This is a genomic window from Nocardioides sp. DN36 (assembly GCF_055380375.1).
Genome location: NZ_AP043823.1, coordinates 717,385 through 735,789, shown reverse-complemented (window position 1 = coordinate 735,789; position 18,405 = coordinate 717,385). Strand labels below are relative to the sequence as shown.

Annotated in this window: 20 protein-coding genes; 5 read left to right on the top strand and 15 right to left on the bottom strand. The window is 71.8% G+C overall.

The annotated features are described in order from the left end of the window. Nucleotides 1-4: 4 nt before the first annotated feature. Genes ACZ43H_RS04430 through hrcA form a run of 3 tightly spaced genes read right to left on the bottom strand, consistent with a single transcriptional unit; the run spans nucleotide 5 to nucleotide 2,977 of the window. Entirely contained in the window at nucleotides 5-745 is a 741-nt protein-coding gene (locus tag ACZ43H_RS04430; RefSeq protein WP_464588075.1) for a 16S rRNA (uracil(1498)-N(3))-methyltransferase, read from the bottom strand. Then, nucleotides 745-1,914 (bottom strand): molecular chaperone DnaJ, encoded by a 1,170-nt coding sequence (dnaJ, locus tag ACZ43H_RS04425; RefSeq protein WP_464588073.1) that lies wholly within the window; start codon nucleotides 1,912-1,914, stop codon nucleotides 745-747. Before dnaJ ends, ACZ43H_RS04430 begins: the two co-directional genes overlap by 1 nt. A 49-nt stretch (nucleotides 1,915-1,963) precedes the next feature. Continuing rightward, nucleotides 1,964-2,977, bottom strand: a complete 1,014-nt coding sequence (hrcA, locus tag ACZ43H_RS04420) for a heat-inducible transcriptional repressor HrcA (RefSeq protein WP_464588071.1) — start codon at nucleotides 2,975-2,977, stop codon at nucleotides 1,964-1,966. A gap of 73 nt (nucleotides 2,978-3,050) precedes the next feature. On the opposite strand from hrcA, the gene ACZ43H_RS04415 reads away from it, so the two are divergent. The 4 genes from ACZ43H_RS04415 (at nucleotide 3,051) to ACZ43H_RS04400 (ending at nucleotide 5,705) form a co-directional block, all read left to right on the top strand. Beyond that, complete coding sequence (locus tag ACZ43H_RS04415) at nucleotides 3,051-3,920, top strand: MBL fold metallo-hydrolase (RefSeq protein ID WP_464588069.1); 870 nt, start codon at nucleotides 3,051-3,053, stop codon at nucleotides 3,918-3,920. A gap of 34 nt (nucleotides 3,921-3,954) precedes the next feature. Then, a complete protein-coding gene (locus ACZ43H_RS04410) occupies nucleotides 3,955-4,140 on the top strand; it encodes a hypothetical protein (RefSeq protein ID WP_464588067.1) in 186 nt (61 codons plus the stop codon). A 61-nt stretch (nucleotides 4,141-4,201) separates the two neighbouring features. Next, nucleotides 4,202-5,050: a DUF3097 domain-containing protein gene (locus tag ACZ43H_RS04405; protein WP_464588066.1), complete on the top strand. Its 849-nt coding sequence runs from the start codon at nucleotides 4,202-4,204 to the stop codon at nucleotides 5,048-5,050. Nucleotides 5,051-5,171: 121 nt separating this feature from the next. After that, nucleotides 5,172-5,705 (top strand): DUF4870 domain-containing protein, encoded by a 534-nt coding sequence (locus tag ACZ43H_RS04400; protein WP_464588064.1) that lies wholly within the window; start codon nucleotides 5,172-5,174, stop codon nucleotides 5,703-5,705. Nucleotides 5,706-5,709: 4 nt separating this feature from the next. Here ACZ43H_RS04400 and hemW read toward each other — a convergent pair whose 3' ends face one another. The 4 genes from hemW to ACZ43H_RS04380 all read right to left on the bottom strand — a co-directional run bounded on the left by hemW (nucleotide 5,710) and on the right by ACZ43H_RS04380 (nucleotide 10,564). Further along, nucleotides 5,710-6,951 carry a radical SAM family heme chaperone HemW gene (gene hemW, locus ACZ43H_RS04395; protein ID WP_464588063.1) on the bottom strand — a complete coding sequence of 414 codons (1,242 nt, stop codon included), beginning with the start codon at nucleotides 6,949-6,951 and terminating at the stop codon, nucleotides 5,710-5,712. 21 nt (nucleotides 6,952-6,972) lie between these two features. Next, a complete protein-coding gene (locus tag ACZ43H_RS04390) occupies nucleotides 6,973-7,884 on the bottom strand; it encodes a dioxygenase family protein (protein WP_464588062.1) in 912 nt (303 codons plus the stop codon). A 79-nt stretch (nucleotides 7,885-7,963) separates the two neighbouring features. Further along, entirely contained in the window at nucleotides 7,964-9,784 is a 1,821-nt protein-coding gene (locus ACZ43H_RS04385) for an AMP-dependent synthetase/ligase (protein ID WP_464588061.1), read from the bottom strand. 132 nt (nucleotides 9,785-9,916) lie between these two features. Continuing rightward, the gene (locus tag ACZ43H_RS04380; protein WP_464588060.1) at nucleotides 9,917-10,564 is read right to left on the bottom strand and encodes an MOSC domain-containing protein; all 648 of its coding nucleotides are present in this window, start codon (nucleotides 10,562-10,564) and stop codon (nucleotides 9,917-9,919) included. Between the two features lie 319 nt (nucleotides 10,565-10,883). On the opposite strand from ACZ43H_RS04380, the gene ACZ43H_RS04375 reads away from it, so the two are divergent. Continuing rightward, nucleotides 10,884-12,284: an HNH endonuclease signature motif containing protein gene (locus tag ACZ43H_RS04375; RefSeq protein ID WP_464588059.1), complete on the top strand. Its 1,401-nt coding sequence runs from the start codon at nucleotides 10,884-10,886 to the stop codon at nucleotides 12,282-12,284. A 147-nt stretch (nucleotides 12,285-12,431) separates the two neighbouring features. Here ACZ43H_RS04375 and ACZ43H_RS04370 read toward each other — a convergent pair whose 3' ends face one another. The 8 genes from ACZ43H_RS04370 to ACZ43H_RS04335 all read right to left on the bottom strand — a co-directional run bounded on the left by ACZ43H_RS04370 (nucleotide 12,432) and on the right by ACZ43H_RS04335 (nucleotide 18,398). Then, nucleotides 12,432-13,346 carry an alpha/beta hydrolase gene (locus tag ACZ43H_RS04370; RefSeq protein WP_464588057.1) on the bottom strand — a complete coding sequence of 305 codons (915 nt, stop codon included), beginning with the start codon at nucleotides 13,344-13,346 and terminating at the stop codon, nucleotides 12,432-12,434. Nucleotides 13,347-13,406: 60 nt separating this feature from the next. Beyond that, entirely contained in the window at nucleotides 13,407-14,612 is a 1,206-nt protein-coding gene (locus ACZ43H_RS04365) for an MFS transporter (protein WP_464588055.1), read from the bottom strand. 64 nt (nucleotides 14,613-14,676) lie between these two features. After that, nucleotides 14,677-15,597, bottom strand: coding sequence for an aminoglycoside phosphotransferase family protein (locus tag ACZ43H_RS04360; protein ID WP_464588053.1), 921 nt, complete (start codon nucleotides 15,595-15,597; stop codon nucleotides 14,677-14,679). A 149-nt stretch (nucleotides 15,598-15,746) separates the two neighbouring features. After that, nucleotides 15,747-16,058 (bottom strand): hypothetical protein, encoded by a 312-nt coding sequence (locus ACZ43H_RS04355; RefSeq protein ID WP_464588052.1) that lies wholly within the window; start codon nucleotides 16,056-16,058, stop codon nucleotides 15,747-15,749. Further along, complete coding sequence (locus tag ACZ43H_RS04350; protein ID WP_464588050.1) at nucleotides 16,055-16,477, bottom strand: hypothetical protein; 423 nt, start codon at nucleotides 16,475-16,477, stop codon at nucleotides 16,055-16,057. The genes ACZ43H_RS04355 and ACZ43H_RS04350 overlap by 4 nt, the downstream gene beginning before the upstream one ends. Before the next feature lies 1 nt (nucleotide 16,478). After that, nucleotides 16,479-17,210, bottom strand: a complete 732-nt coding sequence (locus ACZ43H_RS04345; RefSeq protein ID WP_464588048.1) for a WXG100 family type VII secretion target — start codon at nucleotides 17,208-17,210, stop codon at nucleotides 16,479-16,481. Next, a complete protein-coding gene (locus ACZ43H_RS04340; protein ID WP_464588046.1) occupies nucleotides 17,207-17,800 on the bottom strand; it encodes a hypothetical protein in 594 nt (197 codons plus the stop codon). Before ACZ43H_RS04340 ends, ACZ43H_RS04345 begins: the two co-directional genes overlap by 4 nt. A gap of 91 nt (nucleotides 17,801-17,891) precedes the next feature. Next, nucleotides 17,892-18,398, bottom strand: a complete 507-nt coding sequence (locus tag ACZ43H_RS04335; RefSeq protein WP_464590729.1) for a GNAT family N-acetyltransferase — start codon at nucleotides 18,396-18,398, stop codon at nucleotides 17,892-17,894. Nucleotides 18,399-18,405: the final 7 nt, after the last annotated feature.

Below are 18,405 nucleotides of genomic sequence, written 5' to 3'. Positions count from 1 at the left end.
CGCGTCAGGACCAGCGGGTCGTCCGGGAGAGCAGCGCTGCGGCCGCGGCGACGCCGGCGGTGGAGGTGCGCAGGACCTCGCTGCCGAGGCGGACCGAGGTGGCGCCGGCGGCGACGAACGCCGCGACCTCGTCCTCGCTGAGCCCACCCTCGGGGCCGACCACGACCACGATCGGTCCCTCGGCAGGCACCGGCAGCGACGCCATCGGCACGGACGCCTCCTCGTGCAGGACCACACCCAGGGCGGCATCGGCCAGCAGCGCCTCGACCTCGGCGGTGGCGGCCAGCTCGTCGACCTCGGGGAACCACGAACGGCGGGCCTGCTTGGCCGCCTCGCGCGCGGTGGAGCGCCAGCGGGCCAGCGACTTCGTGGCCCGCTCGCCCTTCCAGACCGCGACGCTGCGCGACGCCGCCCACGGCACGATCCGCGTGGCGCCGACCTCGGTCAGCATCTCGACGGCGAGCTCGCCCCGGTCGCCCTTGGGCAGCGCCTGGACGACCACGAGCTCCGGCTCGGGGCGCGGGACGTCCGCGACCTCCGCGACGTCCAGCGTGAACACGCGCTTGCCGGTGGACGCCACGGCACCGGTGGCCGAGCGGCCGGTCCCGTCGGTGAGCACCACCGACTCCCCCACCCGCAGCCGGCGTACGGCGACCGCGTGGTGGGCCTCGTCACCGGACACCTCGACCGAGGAGCCCACCCCGACGCCGGCCAGGGACGGCACCAGGTGCACCGGCAGCGACATCAGTGCTGGTTGAACGCGTCGCGGATGCGGCCGAAGACCGACTTCGAGCCCGGACGCACCTGACCGGTCGGCTGCTCCTCACCGCGGATGGCTGCCAGCTCGCGCAGCAGCTCCTCCTGGCGCGGGTCGAGACGGGTCGGCGTGTCCACGACGACCGTGACGACCAGGTCGCCGCGTCCGCCGCGCAGGCCGGGCACGCCGCGTCCCCGCAGCACCTGCTCGGTGCCGGACTGGGTGCCGGGCTTGATCTCGAGGTCGAAGGTCGTCTCCACGCCGGAGTCGGCGCCCTGCTCCACGTCGGCCTCGAGGGTCGGCAGGGTGAGCGTGGTGCCGAGCGCGGCCGCGGTCATCGGCACGGTCACGGTGCAGTGCAGGTCGTTGCCGTGCCGGGTGAAGGTCTGATGGCGCGCGATCTGGATCTCGACGTACAGGTCGCCGGGCGAGCCGCCGCCGGGGCCGACCTCGCCCTGCTCGGTGAGCTGCACGCGGGTGCCGTTGTCGACGCCCGCGGGGATCTTCACGGTGATGGTGCGGCGCGAGCGGACGCGACCGTCGCCGGAGCACTCGCGGCAGGGCTCCGGGATGATCGAGCCGAAGCCGCGGCAGGCCGCGCAGGGCCGCAGGGTGCGGATCTCGCCGAGGAACGAGCGCTGCACGTGGGCGACCTCGCCCGCTCCGTGGCAGGTCTCGCACGGCACCGGGTGGGTGCCGGGCGCGGTGCCCTCGCCCTGGCAGGTGCCGCACAGCACGGCGGTGTCCACGGTCAGCTCGCGGGTGACGCCGAACGCCGCCTCGGCCAGCTCGACGTCGAGCCGGATCAGGGCATCCTGGCCGCGTCGGGTGCGGGGACGCGGGCCGCGACCGGCCGCCGCCCCTCCCGCGCCTCCGAAGAACGCGTCCATGATGTCGGTGAACGAGAAGCCGGCGCCCTGCCCGAAGCCTGCCGCGCCGCCGCCGAACGGGTCACCGCCGCGGTCGTACGCCGCCCGCTTCTGCGGGTCGGAGAGGACCTCGTAGGCGCGGGAGACCTCCTTGAAGCGCTCCTGCGTCTCGGGGTCGGGGTTGACGTCGGGGTGCAGCTGCCGGGCCAGACGCCGGTAGGCCTTCTTGATGGTGTCGGCGTCCGCGTCGCGGGCGACACCGAGGAGGTCGTACAGGTCCTGACTCAAGTCGGTTCCTTCTGGATCGGGGGTGGATCTGACGTGCGGTGAGAGCTGGTCAGCCCTCGTCGAGGAAGCGGGAGACGTAGCGGGCGACGGCGCGCACGGCAGCCATCGTGCCGGGGTAGTCCATGCGGGTCGGGCCGACGATGCCGAGCGTGGCCAGCGCCTCGTCCCGCGGGCCGTAGCCGGTCGCGACCACGCTCGTGGAGGCCAGCTCCTGGTAGGGGCCCTCGTGACCGATGCGCACGGTGACCGTACCGCCGGTGCTGGCCTCGCCGAGCAGCTTGAGGAGGACGACGTGCTCCTCCAGCGCCTCCAGCAGCGGGCGGACCGCCGAGTCGAAGCTGTCGCCGTACCTCGCGAGGTTGGCCGCGCCCCCGACCGCGACCCGCTCGTCGGAGCGGTGGTCGGACATCGCCTCGGCCAGTGTCTCGACGACGGCCGCGGTGGCGGCGCCGTCGACGGGTGGCACTGCCTTGCGCAGCGCGGACACGGCGTCGGCGATGACCTCGCCCGTGGCCGCCCGGTTGACCAGCTGCCTCAGGTCGGCGAGCTCGTCGTCGGCGAGGGCGGCCGGCAGCTCGACCACGCGCTGCTCGACGCGGCCGGTGCTCAGGATCAGCACGGCCAGGATGCGGGTCGGCGTGAGCGCGACCAGCTCCACGTGACGCACGGTGGAGCGGGAGAGCGTGGGGTACTGCACGACCGCGACCTGACGCGTCAACTGCGAGAGCAGCCGCACGGAGCGGCCGACCACGTCGTCGAGGTCGACGGCGCCGTCGAGGAAGGTCGCGATCGCGCGCCGCTCGGCGGTGCTCATCGGCTTGACGGTGGTGAGCCGGTCCACGAACAGTCGGTAGCCCTTGTCGGTCGGCACCCGTCCGGCGCTGGTGTGGGGCTGGGTGATGAACCCCTCCTCCTCCAGCGCCGCCATGTCGTTGCGGACCGTGGCCGGGGAGACGCCCAGGCCGTGGCGCTCGACGAGCGCCTTGGAGCCGACCGGTTCCTCGGTGGACACGTAGTCCTCCACGATCGCGCGGAGCACGGCGAGCCTGCGCTCCTCCTGCATCCCGCCTCCTCTCGACTCACGCCCGTCTTGGCACTCGGAAGTCCTGAGTGCCAAGACTACTAGTCTTCCGGGCATGACGGGATTCACGGGAGCCGGGTTCAGGGAGGTCGCCGACCGGGTCTGGGTCGCGCGCTACGCGTGGTTCGACGTGAACGTCACCCTGGTGGGCGGCGAGCGCGGGCTCCTCGTGGTCGACACGCACGGCTCGGCGGCCGCGGCCACCGAGGTGGTCGACGACGTACGACGCCTCGGCGCCGGCGAGGTCTGCGGCATCGTCAACACCCACTGGCACTTCGACCACTCCTTCGGCAACGCCACCTTCCGCACGGCGTACGGGCCGGTGCCGGTGCACGCGCACGAGAACGCGCGGGACGAGCTGGAGAAGTGGGGGCCGGAGCTGCAGCAGCGGGTTGCCGAGTCCCCCGGTGAGGACCCGCACCGCGAGGACGTCGTCGGCACCGAGATCGTGCTCCCCGACCAGACCTTCTCCAGCGCGAAGGTGATCGACCTGGGCGACCGCGCGGTCGAGCTCGTCCACCCGGGCCGCGGGCACACCAGCGGCGACCTGGTGCTGCGCGTGCCCGACGCGGACGTGGTGCTCGCCGGCGACCTGGTCGAGGAGTCGGCCCACCCCTCGATCAACACCGACGCCTGGCCGATGGACTGGCCGCTCACCCTCGACATCGTTCTGGGCCTGCTCACCCCGAACACGGTCGTCGTCCCCGGCCACGGCGCTCCCGTGGGGCGCTCCTTCGTCGAGGACCAGCGCAACGAGCTCGGCATCATCGCCGAGACGATCCGCGACCTGGCCAGCCGCGGCGTCCCGGTCGACCAGGCCCTCGATGCCGGCGAGTGGCCGTGGCCTCGGGAGCTCCTCGGCACCGCCGTGCAGCGCGGGTACGAGCACCTCCCCCGCAGCCAGAAGCGGCTCCCGCTGATCTGAGCGTGACGCCGGTCCCGGTGGGTACGGTGCCGGCATGACCAACAGCAGCGACGAGACCTTCGAGCAGGGCATCAGCGACGACGAGCTGCCCGAGGACCTGCAGCCGACCGAGGACAACCCGCTCGCCCAGCCCCTGGACGACGAGGTGGACCCCGGTGACCTCGACATGGAGGGCGGCAAGGGCGCCGAGGAGTGGGACGACGAGCAGCTCGAGGACTGAGCCGCGGCCGACCCGGCGCGCCCTCCGGGCCACGACCGGGACCGCCACCTAGCGTTGTCCGGTGACCTCCCGCGACCGCTACGGATCAGACGTCCTCTCCACCGACTGGCGCGCCCCCAAGCGCGGCCGGGCCGTCGAGGCCCCTGCCGAGATCGGGGCCGTGGTGGAGGAGGTGACCACGGACTGGGTGGGCGAGATCGTCGCGGTCGACCGCGACCTGCACACGGTGACGCTCGAGGACCGGCGCAACAAGCGGCGCACCTTCCCGCTCGGCGCCGGCTTCCTGCTCGAGGGGAAGCCGGTCATCCTGACCGCTCCGGTGCGCGCCGCGGCGCCCGCGAAGGCGACGCGCACGGCGTCGGGGTCGGTCGCCGTCCACGGCGCGAAGGCGCGCGTCGCCCGGGCCAGCCGGATCTTCGTCGAGGGCCGGCACGACGCCGAGCTCGTCGAGAAGGTGTGGGGTGACGACCTGCGCATCGAGGGCGTGGTCGTGGAGTTCCTCGGCGGCGTCGACGACCTCGCCGACCACCTGCGCGACTTCAAGCCCGGACCCCAGCGCCGCGTCGGCGTCCTCGTGGACCACCTGGTCCGGGGGTCCAAGGAGAGCCGGATCGCGCAGAACATCGCGAAGTCGCCCATCGGCAAGGACGTGCTGATCGTCGGGCACCCGTTCATCGACATCTGGCAGGCCGTCAAGCCGCAGCGCCTCGGCTTCGAGCGCTGGCCCGACGTCCCCCGCAACATCGACTGGAAGACCGGCACCTGCCAGCAGCTGGGCTGGCCGCACCGCAACCAGACCGACATCGCCCGGGCCTGGAAGCACATCCTCGGCGGGGTGCGCGACTACAACGACCTCGACCCGGCGCTGCTGGGCCGGGTCGAGGAGCTGATCGACTTCGTGACCGCCTGACTTCCCTGTGTCGTCTGCTCCGGTGTCGCTGGCCCGGGCGGGAGCGCGGCGGGGCTACGGTGGACGAGGAGCGATCGACTCCGTCACCGCCGACCCATCCGCGACCGCCAGGGAGCCCGTGATGAGTGATCCGACCAGCCCGCCGCCGAACCCCGAGCAGGATCCGGCTCCGGGCACGCAGCCCTACGGTCAACCGCCCACCTACGGCCAGCAGCAGCCGGCGTACGGCCAGCCACCCACCTACGGCCAGCAGCAGCCGGCGTACGGCGGTCCGCCGCAGCAACCGCCGTACGGCGGCCCGCCCCAGCAGCCGGGTGCTCACTCGCCCGACGAGATCACGTGGGGGTGCGCCGCGCACTGGAGCGCCCTGGTCGCCTCGGTGATCGCGCTGGCGTTCCTCGGACCGCTCATCGTCATGCTCACCAAGGGCAACGAGTCGGCCTACGTGCGACGCCAGGCCGTCGAGTCGCTCAACTTCCAGCTCTCGATGCTGATCTACGGGATCGTGTCGTTCGTCCTGGTGTTCGTGCTGGTCGGCCTGATCCTGCTGCCGATCGTCGGCATCCTGTGGCTGGTCTTCACGATCATCGGCTCGGTCCGGGCGTCCCGCGGCGAGGAGTACCGCTACCCGCTCACTATCCGGATGGTGAGCTGACCGGTCAGGGCAACAGGTCGCGCACGACCCCGTCGGCGAGCAGCCGGCCGGTGCGCGTGAGCACCAGCCGCTCCCCCTGCGTCACCAGCAGTCCCCGGGCCTCGAGGTCGGGGACTGCGGCGCGTCCGGGCCCGTCCAGGACGTCGATGTCCAGTCCCTCGCGCAGGCGCAGCTCGAGGAGGACCCGCTCGACGCGGCGGCTCTCCTCGTCGAGGACCTCGCGCGCGTGCGCGGGGCTGCGGCCGGCGGCCAGCCGCTCGGCGTACACCGCCGGGTGCTTGACGTTCCACCAGCGCACGCCGCCCACGTGTGAGTGCGCTCCCGGGCCGACGCCCCACCAGTCGGCGCCGGTCCAGTAGAGCCGGTTGTGCCGACACGCGCTGCTGTCGTCGTCGGGCATGCCGCGCGCCCAGTTGGACACCTCGTACCACCCCAGGCCGGCGGCCTCGAGCCGCTGGTCGGCGACGAGGTACTTGTCGGCGAGGTCGTCCTCGTCGGGCATCGGGAGCTCGCCGCGGCGGACCCGGCGGGCCAGCGCCGTGCCGTCCTCGACGATCAGGGAGTACGCCGACACGTGGTCGGGCTCGCACGCCAGCGCGGTGTCGAGCGAGGTCTCCCAGTCCGCGAGGGACTCGCCCGGTGTGCCGTAGATCAGGTCCAGGCTCACCTGCTCGAAGCCGGCCTGTCGCGCCCAGGCGACCACGGCCGGGACCCGTCGCGGGTCGTGGGTCCGGTCCAGGGTGCGCAGCACGTGGTCGACCGCTGACTGCATGCCGAAGGACAGCCGGTTGATGCCACCCGCCCGGAGCTGCTCGAGGGCCTCCGGGGTCACGCTGTCCGGGTTGGACTCGGTGGTGACCTCCGCGCCGGCGACCAGCCCGAACTCGTCGCGGACCGCGGCGACCACCGAGGTCAGGTCGGCGGGCGCCAGCAGGGTCGGGGTGCCACCGCCGAAGAAGACCGTGGACACGGGCAGGTCGCGGTCTCCGAGCACGTGGCGCGCCCGGCGCACCTCGGCGACCGCGGCCTCGGCGTACGTCGTCCTCGATGCGCCACGCGCGGCGCCGGCACGACCCAGCTCCTCGGCGGTGTAGGTGTTGAAGTCGCAGTAGCCGCACCGCACCGTGCAGAACGGCACGTGCACGTAGAGGGCGAACGGGCGCTCGCCCAGGCCGGCCAGCGCCGAGTCCGGCAGCGACCCGTCGTCGGGGACCGGGTCACCGGCAGGGAGGGCGGAGGGAGGCACGGGCTCCATCCTCCCATCCGGTCACACGGGCACGTTGAGCGAGATGGTGTAGCCCGCGTCGGCCGAGCCGGTCACCTTCGCGAGCTGCAACGAGTAGCCGTCGGCGAAGACCATGTCCGAGGACAGGCTGACGTTCGCCAGGTTCGCCACGGAGGCGTCGTACCCCTCCGCGGTGCCGTAGACGTCCTCGCAGACGTCCTGCGGCAGCGCGAGCTGGGAGGTGCGCAGCTTGTTGGTGTACGACGTGGCGTCGTCGAGGGACCGGTAGACCTCGAAGTGCATGTGCGGCCAGCGGCCGTCGTAGCAGGCCGGGAAGATGCTGGTGAACTCCACCCGGCCGTCCTCGTCGGCCTCCTGCACGCCCCGCAGGTAGTTCTCGTCGGCGACGGCTGCGGAGTACATCGAGTAGTTGCCGTCACGGTCGCAGTGCCAGAGGTAGACCGCGGCGCCGGCGAAGGCGGTCGCCTCGTCGCCGCTGAGGTCCTGCACCCGCAGCCGCACCGTCACCGGCACGCCCTCCGCGACCCCGCTCGCCTCGCCGAAGCTCGAAGTGATGTCGCTGCGCACGATGCCGCTCTCGGCCAGCACGTTCGGACCGTTGGAGCCGTCGCCGGGGTACGGCCCGGAGGTCTCCTCGGGGATCTCGCCGTCGGCGGCCGCGACCGTGGATCCGGCCGCGCCGCCGGGCCCGCCGTCCCCCGGCGCTCCCCGGCCGCCTCCGTCGGTCGACGACGAGAGCGAGGTGTCCGTGTCGTCGCCGAGGGAGCAGCCGGTGAGGACCGCCGTGGCGCCCAGGCCCCCGAAGAGGCCGAGCATCCCGCGGCGGCCCAGCCGCTGCCGCCGCTGCCTCTCGACGATCTGGGGCAGGTCGTGGGAGAGCCCGAGGTCGTGGTCCTCGAGCTCGTCCCCGTGGTGGGTGTGGTGAGAAGTCATGGCGACACCTCACGCGGCCGACCTGTGTGCCTGCTGTGCCGGGCCGATCCCCCCGATGTCAGTCCGATGTCAGTCGGTGTCAGGCGTAGAGCGCGTCGATCCGGTCCTGGTGGTTGCTCTCCACGACGTTGCGCTTGACCTTCATCGACGGGGTCAGCTCGCCGGACTCGACCGTGAGGTCGTGGTCGAGCAGGTCCCACTTCTTGATGGTCTCCCAGCGGTTCAGGCGCGTGTTCAGCTCGTCGACGTACCCCGCCACCATCTGCTTGACCTTGTCCGAGCGGACCAGGTCGGTGTACGACGAGCCCGCCATGCCGTTCTCCTCGGCCCAGCCGGCCAGGGCGTCGGGGTCGAGGGTGACCAGCGCGACGCAGTAGTTGCGCTCGTTGCCGAAGACCATGAACTGGCTGGCGTAGGGACAGATGGCCTTGAACTTCGACTCGATCGCCGAGGGCGCGATGTACTTGCCGCCGGAGGTCTTGAAGAGGTCCTTGATGCGGCCGGTGATCGTGAGGAAGCCCTCGGCGTCGAGGCTGCCCTTGTCGCCGGTGCGCAGCCACCCGTCGTCGGTCAGCGTCTTGGCGGTCTCCTCGGGCAGGTTGTGGTAGCCGTCCATCACGCCCGGGCCCTTGATGAGGATCTCGTCGCCGTCGCCGAGCTTGACCTCGCTGCCGGGGAGGACCGGGCCCACGGTGCCGATCTTGTAGCCGTGCGGGTGGTTGACGAAGGACCCGGCCGAGCTCTCGGTGAGGCCGTAGCCCTCGAGGATGAGGATGCCCGCGGCGTTGAACCACTGAGCGATGTCTTGGTTGAGCGCCGCCGCCCCGGAGATGAAGAAGCGGACGCGGCCACCGAAGCGGTCGCGGATCTTGCTGAACACCAGCTTGTCGAACAGGCCGTGCTGGAGCCTGAGGGGCAGCGGGACGCTCTTGCCCTCGCGCCGCAGCTCCTCGACCTTGAGCCCGACCTTGAAGGCCTGGTTGAAGATCTTCTCCTTGGGACCACCCTCGGCCTGCTGCATGGTGATGATCCGGCCATGGGCCTTCTCGAAGATCCGGGGCGCCGCGCCCATGAAGGTCGGCTTCACGATGCCGAGGTTCTCCACGATCTTGTCGACCCGGCCGTCGATCGCCGTGGCGAACCCGCAGGCGAGCTGGGTGGAGAGCAGCACCTTGCCGAACGAGTGCGCCATCGGCAGCCACAAGAACTGCAGGTCGTCCTCGTGCAGGATGTCCTGCACCTCGATCGCCGCCCCCTCGTAGACCCAGGAGCGGTGGCGCAGCCGCACGCCCTTCGGGCGGCCGGTGGTGCCGGACGTGTAGATCAGGGTGGCCAGCTGGTCGGGCGAGATCGCCTTCGCGGTCTGCTCGATGACGTCGGGGTGCTCGGCCAGGTAGGCGTCGCCCAGCTCGCCGAGCTGCTCGAGGTCGATGATCCAGCTGTCGTCGGTGGACCCATCGAAGGTGACCACGCGCAGCAGGTGCGGGAGCTCCGCCTTGTGCTCCTTGAGCTTGGCGATCTGCTCGTCGTCCTCGGCGAAGACGACCCGGCACTCCGAGTCGCTGAGGATGTACGCCGTGTCGGCGGCGTTCGTGGACGGGTAGACCGTGGTGGTCGCGGCCCCGGCGCACATGACCGCCAGATCGGCGAGGATCCACTCGTAGCGGGTGTTGGAGGCGATGCCCACGCGCTGCTCGCTCTCGATGCCCAGCGAGAGCAGGCCGGCCGCCAGACGCTTGACCTGGTCCCCGGTCTGCTGCCAGGTGACCGACTCCCAGTCGCCGTCCTTGGGGTAGCGGTACGCCTCGCGACCCGGCGACTTGGCGACCCGGTCGAGGAACTGGGCGGCGACGTTCGGGGCCAGACGGTCGAGGAAGCTGGTGTCGTAGTTGACGGGCATGACACTCCTGCGTGGCGGCGGTCGGGGCGGGGAAGACGTCGAGAAGGCTTCCTGGCCAGTAACCTAGATCACCTGGTTACGCTCCGGTAGCCAATCCCACGTGAGGATCGCCATTCAGTTGAGCGCAGGGCCTCATCCGAGCGACGCGACGTACCTCTCGGCCTTGTCGCGCGCCTCGGCCACCAGTCCGTCGACCTTCAGCAGCTCGGGCAGCAGCGCGTGCTCGCTCATCAGGGCGCGGAACATCGTGCTGACCGTGACCCCGTGGCCCGGCTCGTGGATCACCTCGATCTCGTCCCCGGCCGTGATGGCGCCCTCGCCGAGGACGCGCAGGTAGGGGCCGGGGCGGCCCTGCTCGGCGAACCGACGCACCCAGGCGCGGTTCTCGTAGCCGCAGAGGCCCATCCAGGCCTTGAAGTCGTTGCACGGGATCCGCACCGAGGCGACCTCGAGGACCACCTCCCCGATCCGCCACCGCTCCCCCACCTCGGCCTCGTTGACGTCGATGCCCGAGGTGGTGAGGTTCTCGCCGAACTGACCGTCCTGGATGTCGTGGCCGAGCTCGGCGGCCCAGAAGTCGAGGTCCTCGCGGGCGAACGCGTAGACGGCCTGGTCGATCCCGCCGTGGTGCTTGGTGTCGGAGACCCGGTCACCCTCGACACCGAGCCTCCCGACGTGCACGGACCCCCGCACCGGACGCTTGTCGATCGACGTGCGCCCGATGCCCGCCCACGCGGCTTCGCGGGGCAGGCCGACGTTGACGGAGACGAGAGTGGGCACGGGGTGATTCTCCCGGCGACGGGGGCCCGCACCAAGCCGTTTGCCAGAGCTCGGCGCGGCGGCCCGGATGTGCTTTCCGGGGCGGGGCGTTCTCGGACACGGCGCCCAGCCTGCGGGTCGCTTCGAGTTGCGGTTCTTGGCGGCTACGGGGAGAGGTACGCCGGAGCCCGGGGCCGCTTCCGGCCAGCGGCCCGCCGGGGCTGCGGCGGAAAACCCCGCGCGGAGACCGCCCGAAAGTTTACCTTCGGGTTTCCCCAGCATCCTCGGATCGGGCACTTTTCGGTGGGTGGGTGTCGGTGGTCGGTGGGACGATGGACTCATGTTCGAAACCGACGCATCCGGGGAGCCGGTCGAGATCGAGGACCTCGATCTCGACGGCCTGCTGGGCGTGCTCGAGCACAAGCGCACCGAGTCCCGAGCGGCCGAGCGGGGCAAGCTCCGGGTCGCCGCCGAGTGGTGCGTCCGGCATCCCGCCACCGCCGACACCGGGGTCGCGACCTGGGGCGGACCGAGTGTCCTGCTCACCGACGAGTCGCTGGGTGGGGACGGGACGCCGGCGGTGGCGGCGTTCGCCCCGGAGCCGGTCGCTGCGACGCTCGGGATCTCCACGACCGCGGGGATGGCGCTGATCGCCGACGCCCTCGACCTGCAGTTCCGGCTGCCCCGCATCTGGCGACTCGTTCAGACCCTCGCGGTGGAGCCATATCGGGCGCGGCAGGTCGCCCAGGCCACCCACCAGCTCTCCCAGCAGGCCGCGGCCTACGTGGATGAGCAGCTCGCACCGCGGCTCGCCTCGTGCGGGTGGAAGGCGGTCGAGACGACCGTCGCGCACGCGATCGCCAAGTTCGACCCCGACCTCATCGCGGCCAAGGAGAAGAAGGGCAGGCAGGGCTGGCACGTCACCCTGCGCCACGACCACCCCGGCCGGTTCGACGGCACCAGCTACCTCGACGTCGCCGGCGACACCCTCGACCTGGTCGCCTTCCACGACCTGGTCTGCGACCAGGCCGCCCAGCTCAAGGCCCTGGGTGATGAGGACGAGCTCGAGGTCCGCAAGGCCAAGGCACTCGGGGTGATCGCGGCCCAGCAGGCCACCCTCGACCTGCTCTCGGTCACCGGCCAGGACACCGACCGGCCCGCGGCCGCGCCCGTGCCTGCGGCCCCGATCGCAGGCGTGAAGCCGCGGCTGCCAACGACCCGGCTCTACCTGCACCTCTCCTTGGCCGACCTCGCCACCTACTGCACGACGACGACCGGCCCTGGTGCTGCCGCTGGCGGGACGTTGGCCGGCACCGTCGAACGACTCGGCCCCGCGACCATCGACCTGATCAAGGACTGGGTCTGCCGCTCCCGCGTCACCGTCCAGCCCGTCATCGACCTCGCCGCAACGACCGCGGTGGACCAGCACGACCCACCACCCTGGATGGCCGAGCTGGTCGTCCTGCGCGACGGGCACTGCGTCTTCCCCTGGTGCCAGGTCGACGCGAGACGGTCTGACCTCGACCACATCACGCCCTACGTCCCGATGGACGACGGCGGACCACCCGGCCAGACCGCACCGGACAAGCTGGCCCCGCTCTGTCGGCGACATCACCGGTGCAAGACCTCCGGACGTTGGCGCTACCGACGCAGGCGCGACGGCACCTACGAGTGGCACGGTCCCCACGGCCGCAGCTACCTCGTCACCCCCCACGGCACCATCCGCCTCGACACCAACTGAGCGACGCGCGCGACGCGCGCAGCACGAGCAGGCCCGATCACCGGGCACCCACCGGGCGATCGGGCCTGGCGTGCTGCCCCGCGTAGGTCCCGCAGCTCCGGGCCTCTCGGCATGAACCCACCGGCCATCCCGACACCCTGCGGGCGGCTACGGATGCCCGAGGTGTGCCTCGAGCCATCGCTCGATGTCGTCCAGCGCGGCCCGCGCCATCGCGGTGGGATGGCCCGTGAACCCGTGCGGGGACGCAGGGTAGACCCGGACGTCGACGTCACCGCGGACCGCAGCGAGGCGCGCGGCCATGGCCAAGTTGTCCTGCAGCAGGATGTCGTCCTCTCCGACGACGACGAGGACCGGCGGGAGGCCCGTGAGGTCGGCGTAGATCGGGGAGAGATCGGGATGCGTCCGGTCGGCGGCCGTGCCGGCGTAGGCGGTGAGGAAGTACTCGTCTGCGATCAGGCGGCCGGCAGGCGTCTGCGCGCTGAGGTCGTAGGTCCCGAACTGCAGCACGGCGGCGTCGATCGCGGAGATCCCCCGGTCGCGCAGCCGCAGGACCGTGGTGACGGCCAACGTCGCGCCGGCCGAGAATCCGGTGATCGCGAGCCTGGTCGTCCCGAAGCGTGCCTGCGCGTTCTCGACGAGCCACAGCGCCGCGGTCTCGCAGTCCTCGGGGGCCGCTGGCCACGGGTGCTCGGGGGCCAGCCGGTATTCCACGCTGGCGACGACCACGCCGAGGGCGTCCGAGAGCTGGCGGTTGCGGAGGTCGCTGCCAGCGGCCGACCCCAGGTAGAAACCACCACCGTGGATCTCCAGGAGGATGCCCACCGGACGTCGGTCCGCAGGGGTGTGGATCCGCAACGGCACGCTGCGCGGACCGACGGTGACGAGCTCAGCGATCGTCGGAGGCTGGGCGGCAGCCGGGGCGGCGAGGCCGGCCCGGACGGCGCGGAGCTCCTCCCGGCTTGCAGGCCCACGCCGAGCCGGCCGGTTCGCGTAGAAGGCGCGCGACTCCCCGACGAGCGCCAGGAGGCGCGGGTCGATCAGGCGCCCGAGTCCGAGTTCCATCGAGCGGCACCCTAACCGTCGTCCGGTCCCGGACAGGTCGAGTCGTCGGGCAGTCCGCGATCAGGTGATGCGCACCGCCCGGAGACGGGACCGGCCGACGATCACCGCTGACGCCACGGACAAGGCGGCCACGCACAGCAGGGCCAACCCCTCGTTGAGCACGGTCAGGGCCGTCCCGCCGAGGACGGCGCCGAGTGCGCCCGCCGAGCGGTTCACCGAGCGTCTGGTGGCATTGGCCCTCCCGAGCAACCCATCGGGGGTGACGGTCTGCCAGTACCCGGTGTCGTTAGCGTTCTCGACGCCCATGGCAAGACCCTGCAGGACCAACGCCCCGCCGAGCAGCACCACGCCAGCGGGGACGGCCGGCGCCACAGCGACCAGGACCCAACCGACGGGGTACACCGATCGCGTCGCGACGATCGCACGTCCGGTGCCGAGCCGGAGTCCGACGACCGGCGCGATCGTGGCGCCGACGAGAGTGGCGAGGCCACCAGCGGCGACCAGCAGTCCGAACACCAGCGCCGACAGACCCATCACGCGCAGCGCGACGACCGTCAGTGCCGTGAAGCCTGCTGCGTGGGCGACGAACCAGACATGCGTCGACACCGCCAGTGGCGCCAGAGTCGGGTGACGGTAGGTCCAGCTCAGCCCCTCCCGGATCTCCCGTCCCAGGTGCCGCTGCACTGGGTGACGGGCAGACGACTCGTCGACCCGGAGTCCGGCATTGAGCGCGGCGTCGACGAGGTAGCTGACCGCATCGACCGCGATGGCGACGGGCGCACCGAGCACACCGACCAGACCCCCACCGAGTGCTGGTCCGAGTGTCTGCGCTGCAGCGTCGCTCTGGTCGAGCCGGGCGTTCGCCGGGACCAGCCGGTCGCGAGGAACCAAGCGCGGTAGCAGCGACTGGGTAGCAGCGAAGGCGAACACCGAGAAGGCGCCGAACGCCAACAGCAGCACGACCAGCGTCCACACCTCCAAGGCGTCGAAGGCCCACAGCACCGGCAACGCCCCGAGCGCCGCCGCTCGTCCCAAGCTGCTCCACACCAGGATGCGCTGCCGCGGCCAGCGATCGGCGTACACCCCGGCAACGAGTCCCAGCACCGCGTAGGGGACGTACTGCGCGCCGTTGACGACACCCACCGAGAACGACGATGCGTGCAGCTCCTGGATCACCAGCACCGGCATCGCCACCGTTGTGACCGCAGTGCCGAACGAGCTGATCGTCGCCGCCGCCCAGTAGCGGCCGAACGGGGCGTCCGCCACCACATCTCCTGTCGCCGGTGCTCGACCGTCATCCCATCACAGTCAGTGGCGACGGAGCGGCAGGTCAGTCCTGCACTGCCTTGGCGATCGCGATGCACATGGTCAGGTAGTCGGCGTCCGACATCTGTCGCTCGGTCCCGGGAGCGTCGGCCAGGCGCCACGACGCGTTGTGCAGCATGCGGACGACCACCCACGCCCGGGCCCGGTCCTCGTCGAGCATGGCAGCGTCGACGAGCGCGTGGAACCGGGACCGCACGGCCGCACGCACGCTCGCGGCGGCGGTCACCTCGTCCCAGCGGTTCCACAGCATCGGAGCCGGTTCGTAGTGCGGGTCGCCACTGACCGGCTTCGGGTCGATCGCCAGCCAGCCGTCGCGGTCCGAGGCCAGGACGTTCGCGTAGTGCAGGTCGGTGTGGATCATCGTGCCGGTGCTGGCGGGGTCCGCGGCGAGGTCGCGCCCGAGGGCGATGGCCTGCTCCACGAGACGGCGCGGCACGGGCGCGTTGCGCGGGAGCGCCGCGAGCCCGGCGTTCCACCGCTCGACGTACGACGTCAGCGTGCGCAGCTGGGGCGGCGCCGGGACGTGCAGTCGGCCGTACAGCCCGGCCACGACCTCGCACGCGTCGAGGTCCCACGCATCCCCGAGGTCCTGGGTGTGCAGACGCTCGAGCAGCAGGGCGCGCCGCCGGGGGTCCGCCCGGAGCAGGCGTACGGCGCCGCTCCCGCCCCAGCGCTGCAGGGCGAGGTGCTCGTGCTCGGACTCGTCGTCGGGGAAACCGACCTTGAGCACGGCGGGCTCGCCGCCGGCCAGGACCGGCAGGACGAGGGCGCAGTACCCGTGGGTCGGGGCGCCGTCCGGCGTGAGCTCCCACTCGGCGAGGAGGTCCCGGACGAGGCCGGGGAGGTGGTCCACGAATGCGGCCCAGCCGGGCCCGCGCCCCGCGAAGGCCAGGACTCCGGCCGGCAGCTGGAGGGGGATGGTCACTCCCCCATCACATCAGGCGGGTTCACAGCACCTGGAACGGCACGAGGTCCGCGGCGACGACCAGCGCATCGCGCGGGGACGGTCGCTGTCCTGCCGAGGGTCTGCTCGGCCTCTCGCTCACCGGGAGGTTCCCTGACTCGCAGACGCGGTCACATCAGGTAGAAGGGCACCATGGCCCCGAGCACGAACAGCAGCAGCCCGAGCACGCGCCACGAGACCCGGCCGTACACCCAGCCGGCCAGGATGAAGTACGCCGCGGCGGGCAGCGTGGGGACGGCGAGCAGCGACCAGGCGCTGTCCGCGACGATGAACAGGGCGAGGTGCACGCCCAGCATGAACAACGCAGCGAAGGCGTACCCGGCGTACCGGACGGTCCCCGTCGAGGACCCTCGCCAGGCGCCCGCGAACGCCTCCTTGAACGGGGGGTGGGGGTCGGCCTCGGTCACCTGCGACCCGGTCATTCCTCTGTCCTCCCGTCGATGCCGGCCTGCTCCAGCGCGGTGTCGTGCGCCCGCCTGAACTCCGGGTCCTGCTCGCGCAGCTCCGCCACGATCGCGCGGGTGCGTTCCCCGACCGACTCGCGGAACTGCGACGACGAGCGATCCTCGTCCTGGCCGCTCAGCACCGATTGCCAGCTGGTCTCCCCACGCTCCAGGCGCTCGGCGAGCTGCCGGCTCCCCGGGTCGAGGCCGCCTGCGCGCAGGTCGTCGCGCAGCGCCTTCTCGCTGTCCTCGCGCTCCTGCCTCAGACGGTCCCGCTCGGCCTGGAGGGCAGCGCGCGCCCGCTGTGCCGCGAGCGTCACCTGCATGGCCTGCTCGCGGGCTCGGAGGACGACGGTGCGCAGCTCGGCCAGCTCGGCCTCGGGTCCGTGCCCGGCCACCTCAGAACCCCGCCTGTGCGATGTCGTCGGCCTTGCTGCCACTGTTGGCGTTGGCCGCGACGTTGCCGACCAGGAACACCGTGTCGAGCGCCTTCATCATCGCCGACATCAGGGCGCAGGCCTGGAGCAGCGGCGGGACGACGTCCTTCAGCGTCCGCACGGCATCGATGGCGCGGTTCACGAGGCCGACGATCTTGCGGATCGTCTCGCCACCGGTCGCGAGCTCCTTCGCGGCACGCAGCCAGCTGCTGAGCAGCCAGACCACCAGGTCGTCGACCATCGAGAGCGTGTCGGCGATCAGCTCGACCACCGCCTTGGTGGCGACGAGCATGTCCTGCATCGCGGTCGAGACGAGTCGTGCCCCCTCGGCCTGGGTGGCGAACCCGCCGGCGAAGTCGCCCAGCTTCCCGGTGGCGGCGGTGGCGGCCTGACCGGTCCACACCTGGGACACGGCTCCCGTCAACGCGGTGTAGTTGTCACCGATCTGCCCGAGCCCGGCACCCAGGACGCCCCAGTTGGACGCCATCGCATCGACCGCGTCGTAGTCCCCGGCGATGGGGTCGAAGATGGCGGCGATCAGGTCGATGCCGACCTGGCGCAGCACCCAGTCGATGCCCTGGATCACGAAGCCGCAGTTGTCGCGCAGCTCGTCGATCAGGGGGCCTTCCCCGCCCGCCGTGCTCGGCGTGAAGGTCGTCGTCGGGTCGACGAGGTGCACGGTGAGCGCGGTCATCGACGGCCTCCGTGCTGGTGGATGTACTCGTCGGCGTCGTCCGCGTGATCGAGGCCGTCACCCATCCCGTTGGCGTCGTCCATCAGGCTCAGCGTGTTGTCGACGAGGTCCAGGGGAGCCGCCGGCGTCGACGCGGCGTGGTCGTGCACGAAGTCGGGGACGGCCGGGCCACTCATGGGCGTGTCGATGTCCAGCTGGTTGTTGAGGCTGACCAGGTTGTCAGGCAGCTGCGGGACGTCGCCCCCACCGTCACCCGGTGAGTACCCCTGGCACTCGACCAGCGCCTCGAGCCGAGCGTGGACGACCTCGACACCGCGGTCGGTGTGGCGCAGGTCGTCACGGACGTCGCCGATGCGTTCCGACAGCGCCTTGGCCGCCGTCATCGCGTCGTCGAGGCTGGCCGTCACCGTGTCGAGGGCCTCCTGGTAGCTGCCCCGGAAGAGGCTCAGGAAGCCGCTGAATGCACCTGTGTTCGCCAGCTGCCCCGAACACATGAACCCGGATGCCTCCGACAGGTTGAGGTACTGCTCGTTGGTGAGCGAGACCAGCTGCTCCATGCCCTGCCAGGACACCTTCACGTCGTCCGCCATCACATCCCCCGTTCCCTGCCGCTCCTGGACTGGACCGGCGTCCGTGGGTTACCCGGGCGGCAGGCCGGCGAAACCTCGGGCCTGCCCCCGGTCACGACCCGGAAGTCGTCCCCGTGATCCAGTGGTCCGGCGGTACCTCGGGCTTGTCCGGCACGGGCCGCGCCTCCTCCGTCCAGCCGTCGAAGGCATCGTCGGCCACCCGGCGCCAGAACTTCCCGGCTGCGAGGTTGTCCTCCTGGAACGCGATCGCCCACGTCCCCTGGTGCCGAGCCAGGACCTCACCGGCCAGCCGCCTGCCCAGGCCGTCCCTGCGGGCCGCCGGCACGACGAAGAACGCCGCCAGCTCGTGGCAGTCGGTGTCCAGGCCCTTGACCAGCGCGAACGCGACCGGCGCCGGCTCGCCGGTGTTGGGGTGCGGCTGCCAGGCCAGGTAGCCGACCCGTCCCTGACCCGGGTACTCGTCGAGCCACTCGTGCCGGTAGCGGCCGTCGGCGTACGGGAAGCCGTGCACGACCGGAGCCAGGTCGTGGCGGAAGTCCTGCCACAGCCAGGCCACGACGCCCCACTCCTCGTCCCCCTCGACGGGCCGGATCTGCATCACGTCG

Coding starts and splice junctions, on each gene's coding strand:
- ACZ43H_RS04430 (WP_464588075.1), bottom strand. CDS start 745: ATGTCGCTGCCGGTGCACCTGGTGCCGTCCCTGGCCGGCGTCGGGGTG.
- hrcA (WP_464588071.1), bottom strand. CDS start 2,977: ATGCAGGAGGAGCGCAGGCTCGCCGTGCTCCGCGCGATCGTGGAGGAC.
- ACZ43H_RS04415 (WP_464588069.1), top strand. CDS start 3,051: ATGACGGGATTCACGGGAGCCGGGTTCAGGGAGGTCGCCGACCGGGTC.
- ACZ43H_RS04410 (WP_464588067.1), top strand. CDS start 3,955: ATGACCAACAGCAGCGACGAGACCTTCGAGCAGGGCATCAGCGACGAC.
- ACZ43H_RS04400 (WP_464588064.1), top strand. CDS start 5,172: ATGAGTGATCCGACCAGCCCGCCGCCGAACCCCGAGCAGGATCCGGCT.
- ACZ43H_RS04390 (WP_464588062.1), bottom strand. CDS start 7,884: ATGACTTCTCACCACACCCACCACGGGGACGAGCTCGAGGACCACGAC.
- ACZ43H_RS04385 (WP_464588061.1), bottom strand. CDS start 9,784: ATGCCCGTCAACTACGACACCAGCTTCCTCGACCGTCTGGCCCCGAAC.
- ACZ43H_RS04375 (WP_464588059.1), top strand. CDS start 10,884: ATGTTCGAAACCGACGCATCCGGGGAGCCGGTCGAGATCGAGGACCTC.
- ACZ43H_RS04370 (WP_464588057.1), bottom strand. CDS start 13,346: ATGGAACTCGGACTCGGGCGCCTGATCGACCCGCGCCTCCTGGCGCTC.
- ACZ43H_RS04355 (WP_464588052.1), bottom strand. CDS start 16,058: ATGACCGGGTCGCAGGTGACCGAGGCCGACCCCCACCCCCCGTTCAAG.
- ACZ43H_RS04345 (WP_464588048.1), bottom strand. CDS start 17,210: ATGACCGCGCTCACCGTGCACCTCGTCGACCCGACGACGACCTTCACG.
- ACZ43H_RS04340 (WP_464588046.1), bottom strand. CDS start 17,800: ATGGCGGACGACGTGAAGGTGTCCTGGCAGGGCATGGAGCAGCTGGTC.
- ACZ43H_RS04335 (WP_464590729.1), bottom strand. CDS start 18,398: ATGCAGATCCGGCCCGTCGAGGGGGACGAGGAGTGGGGCGTCGTGGCC.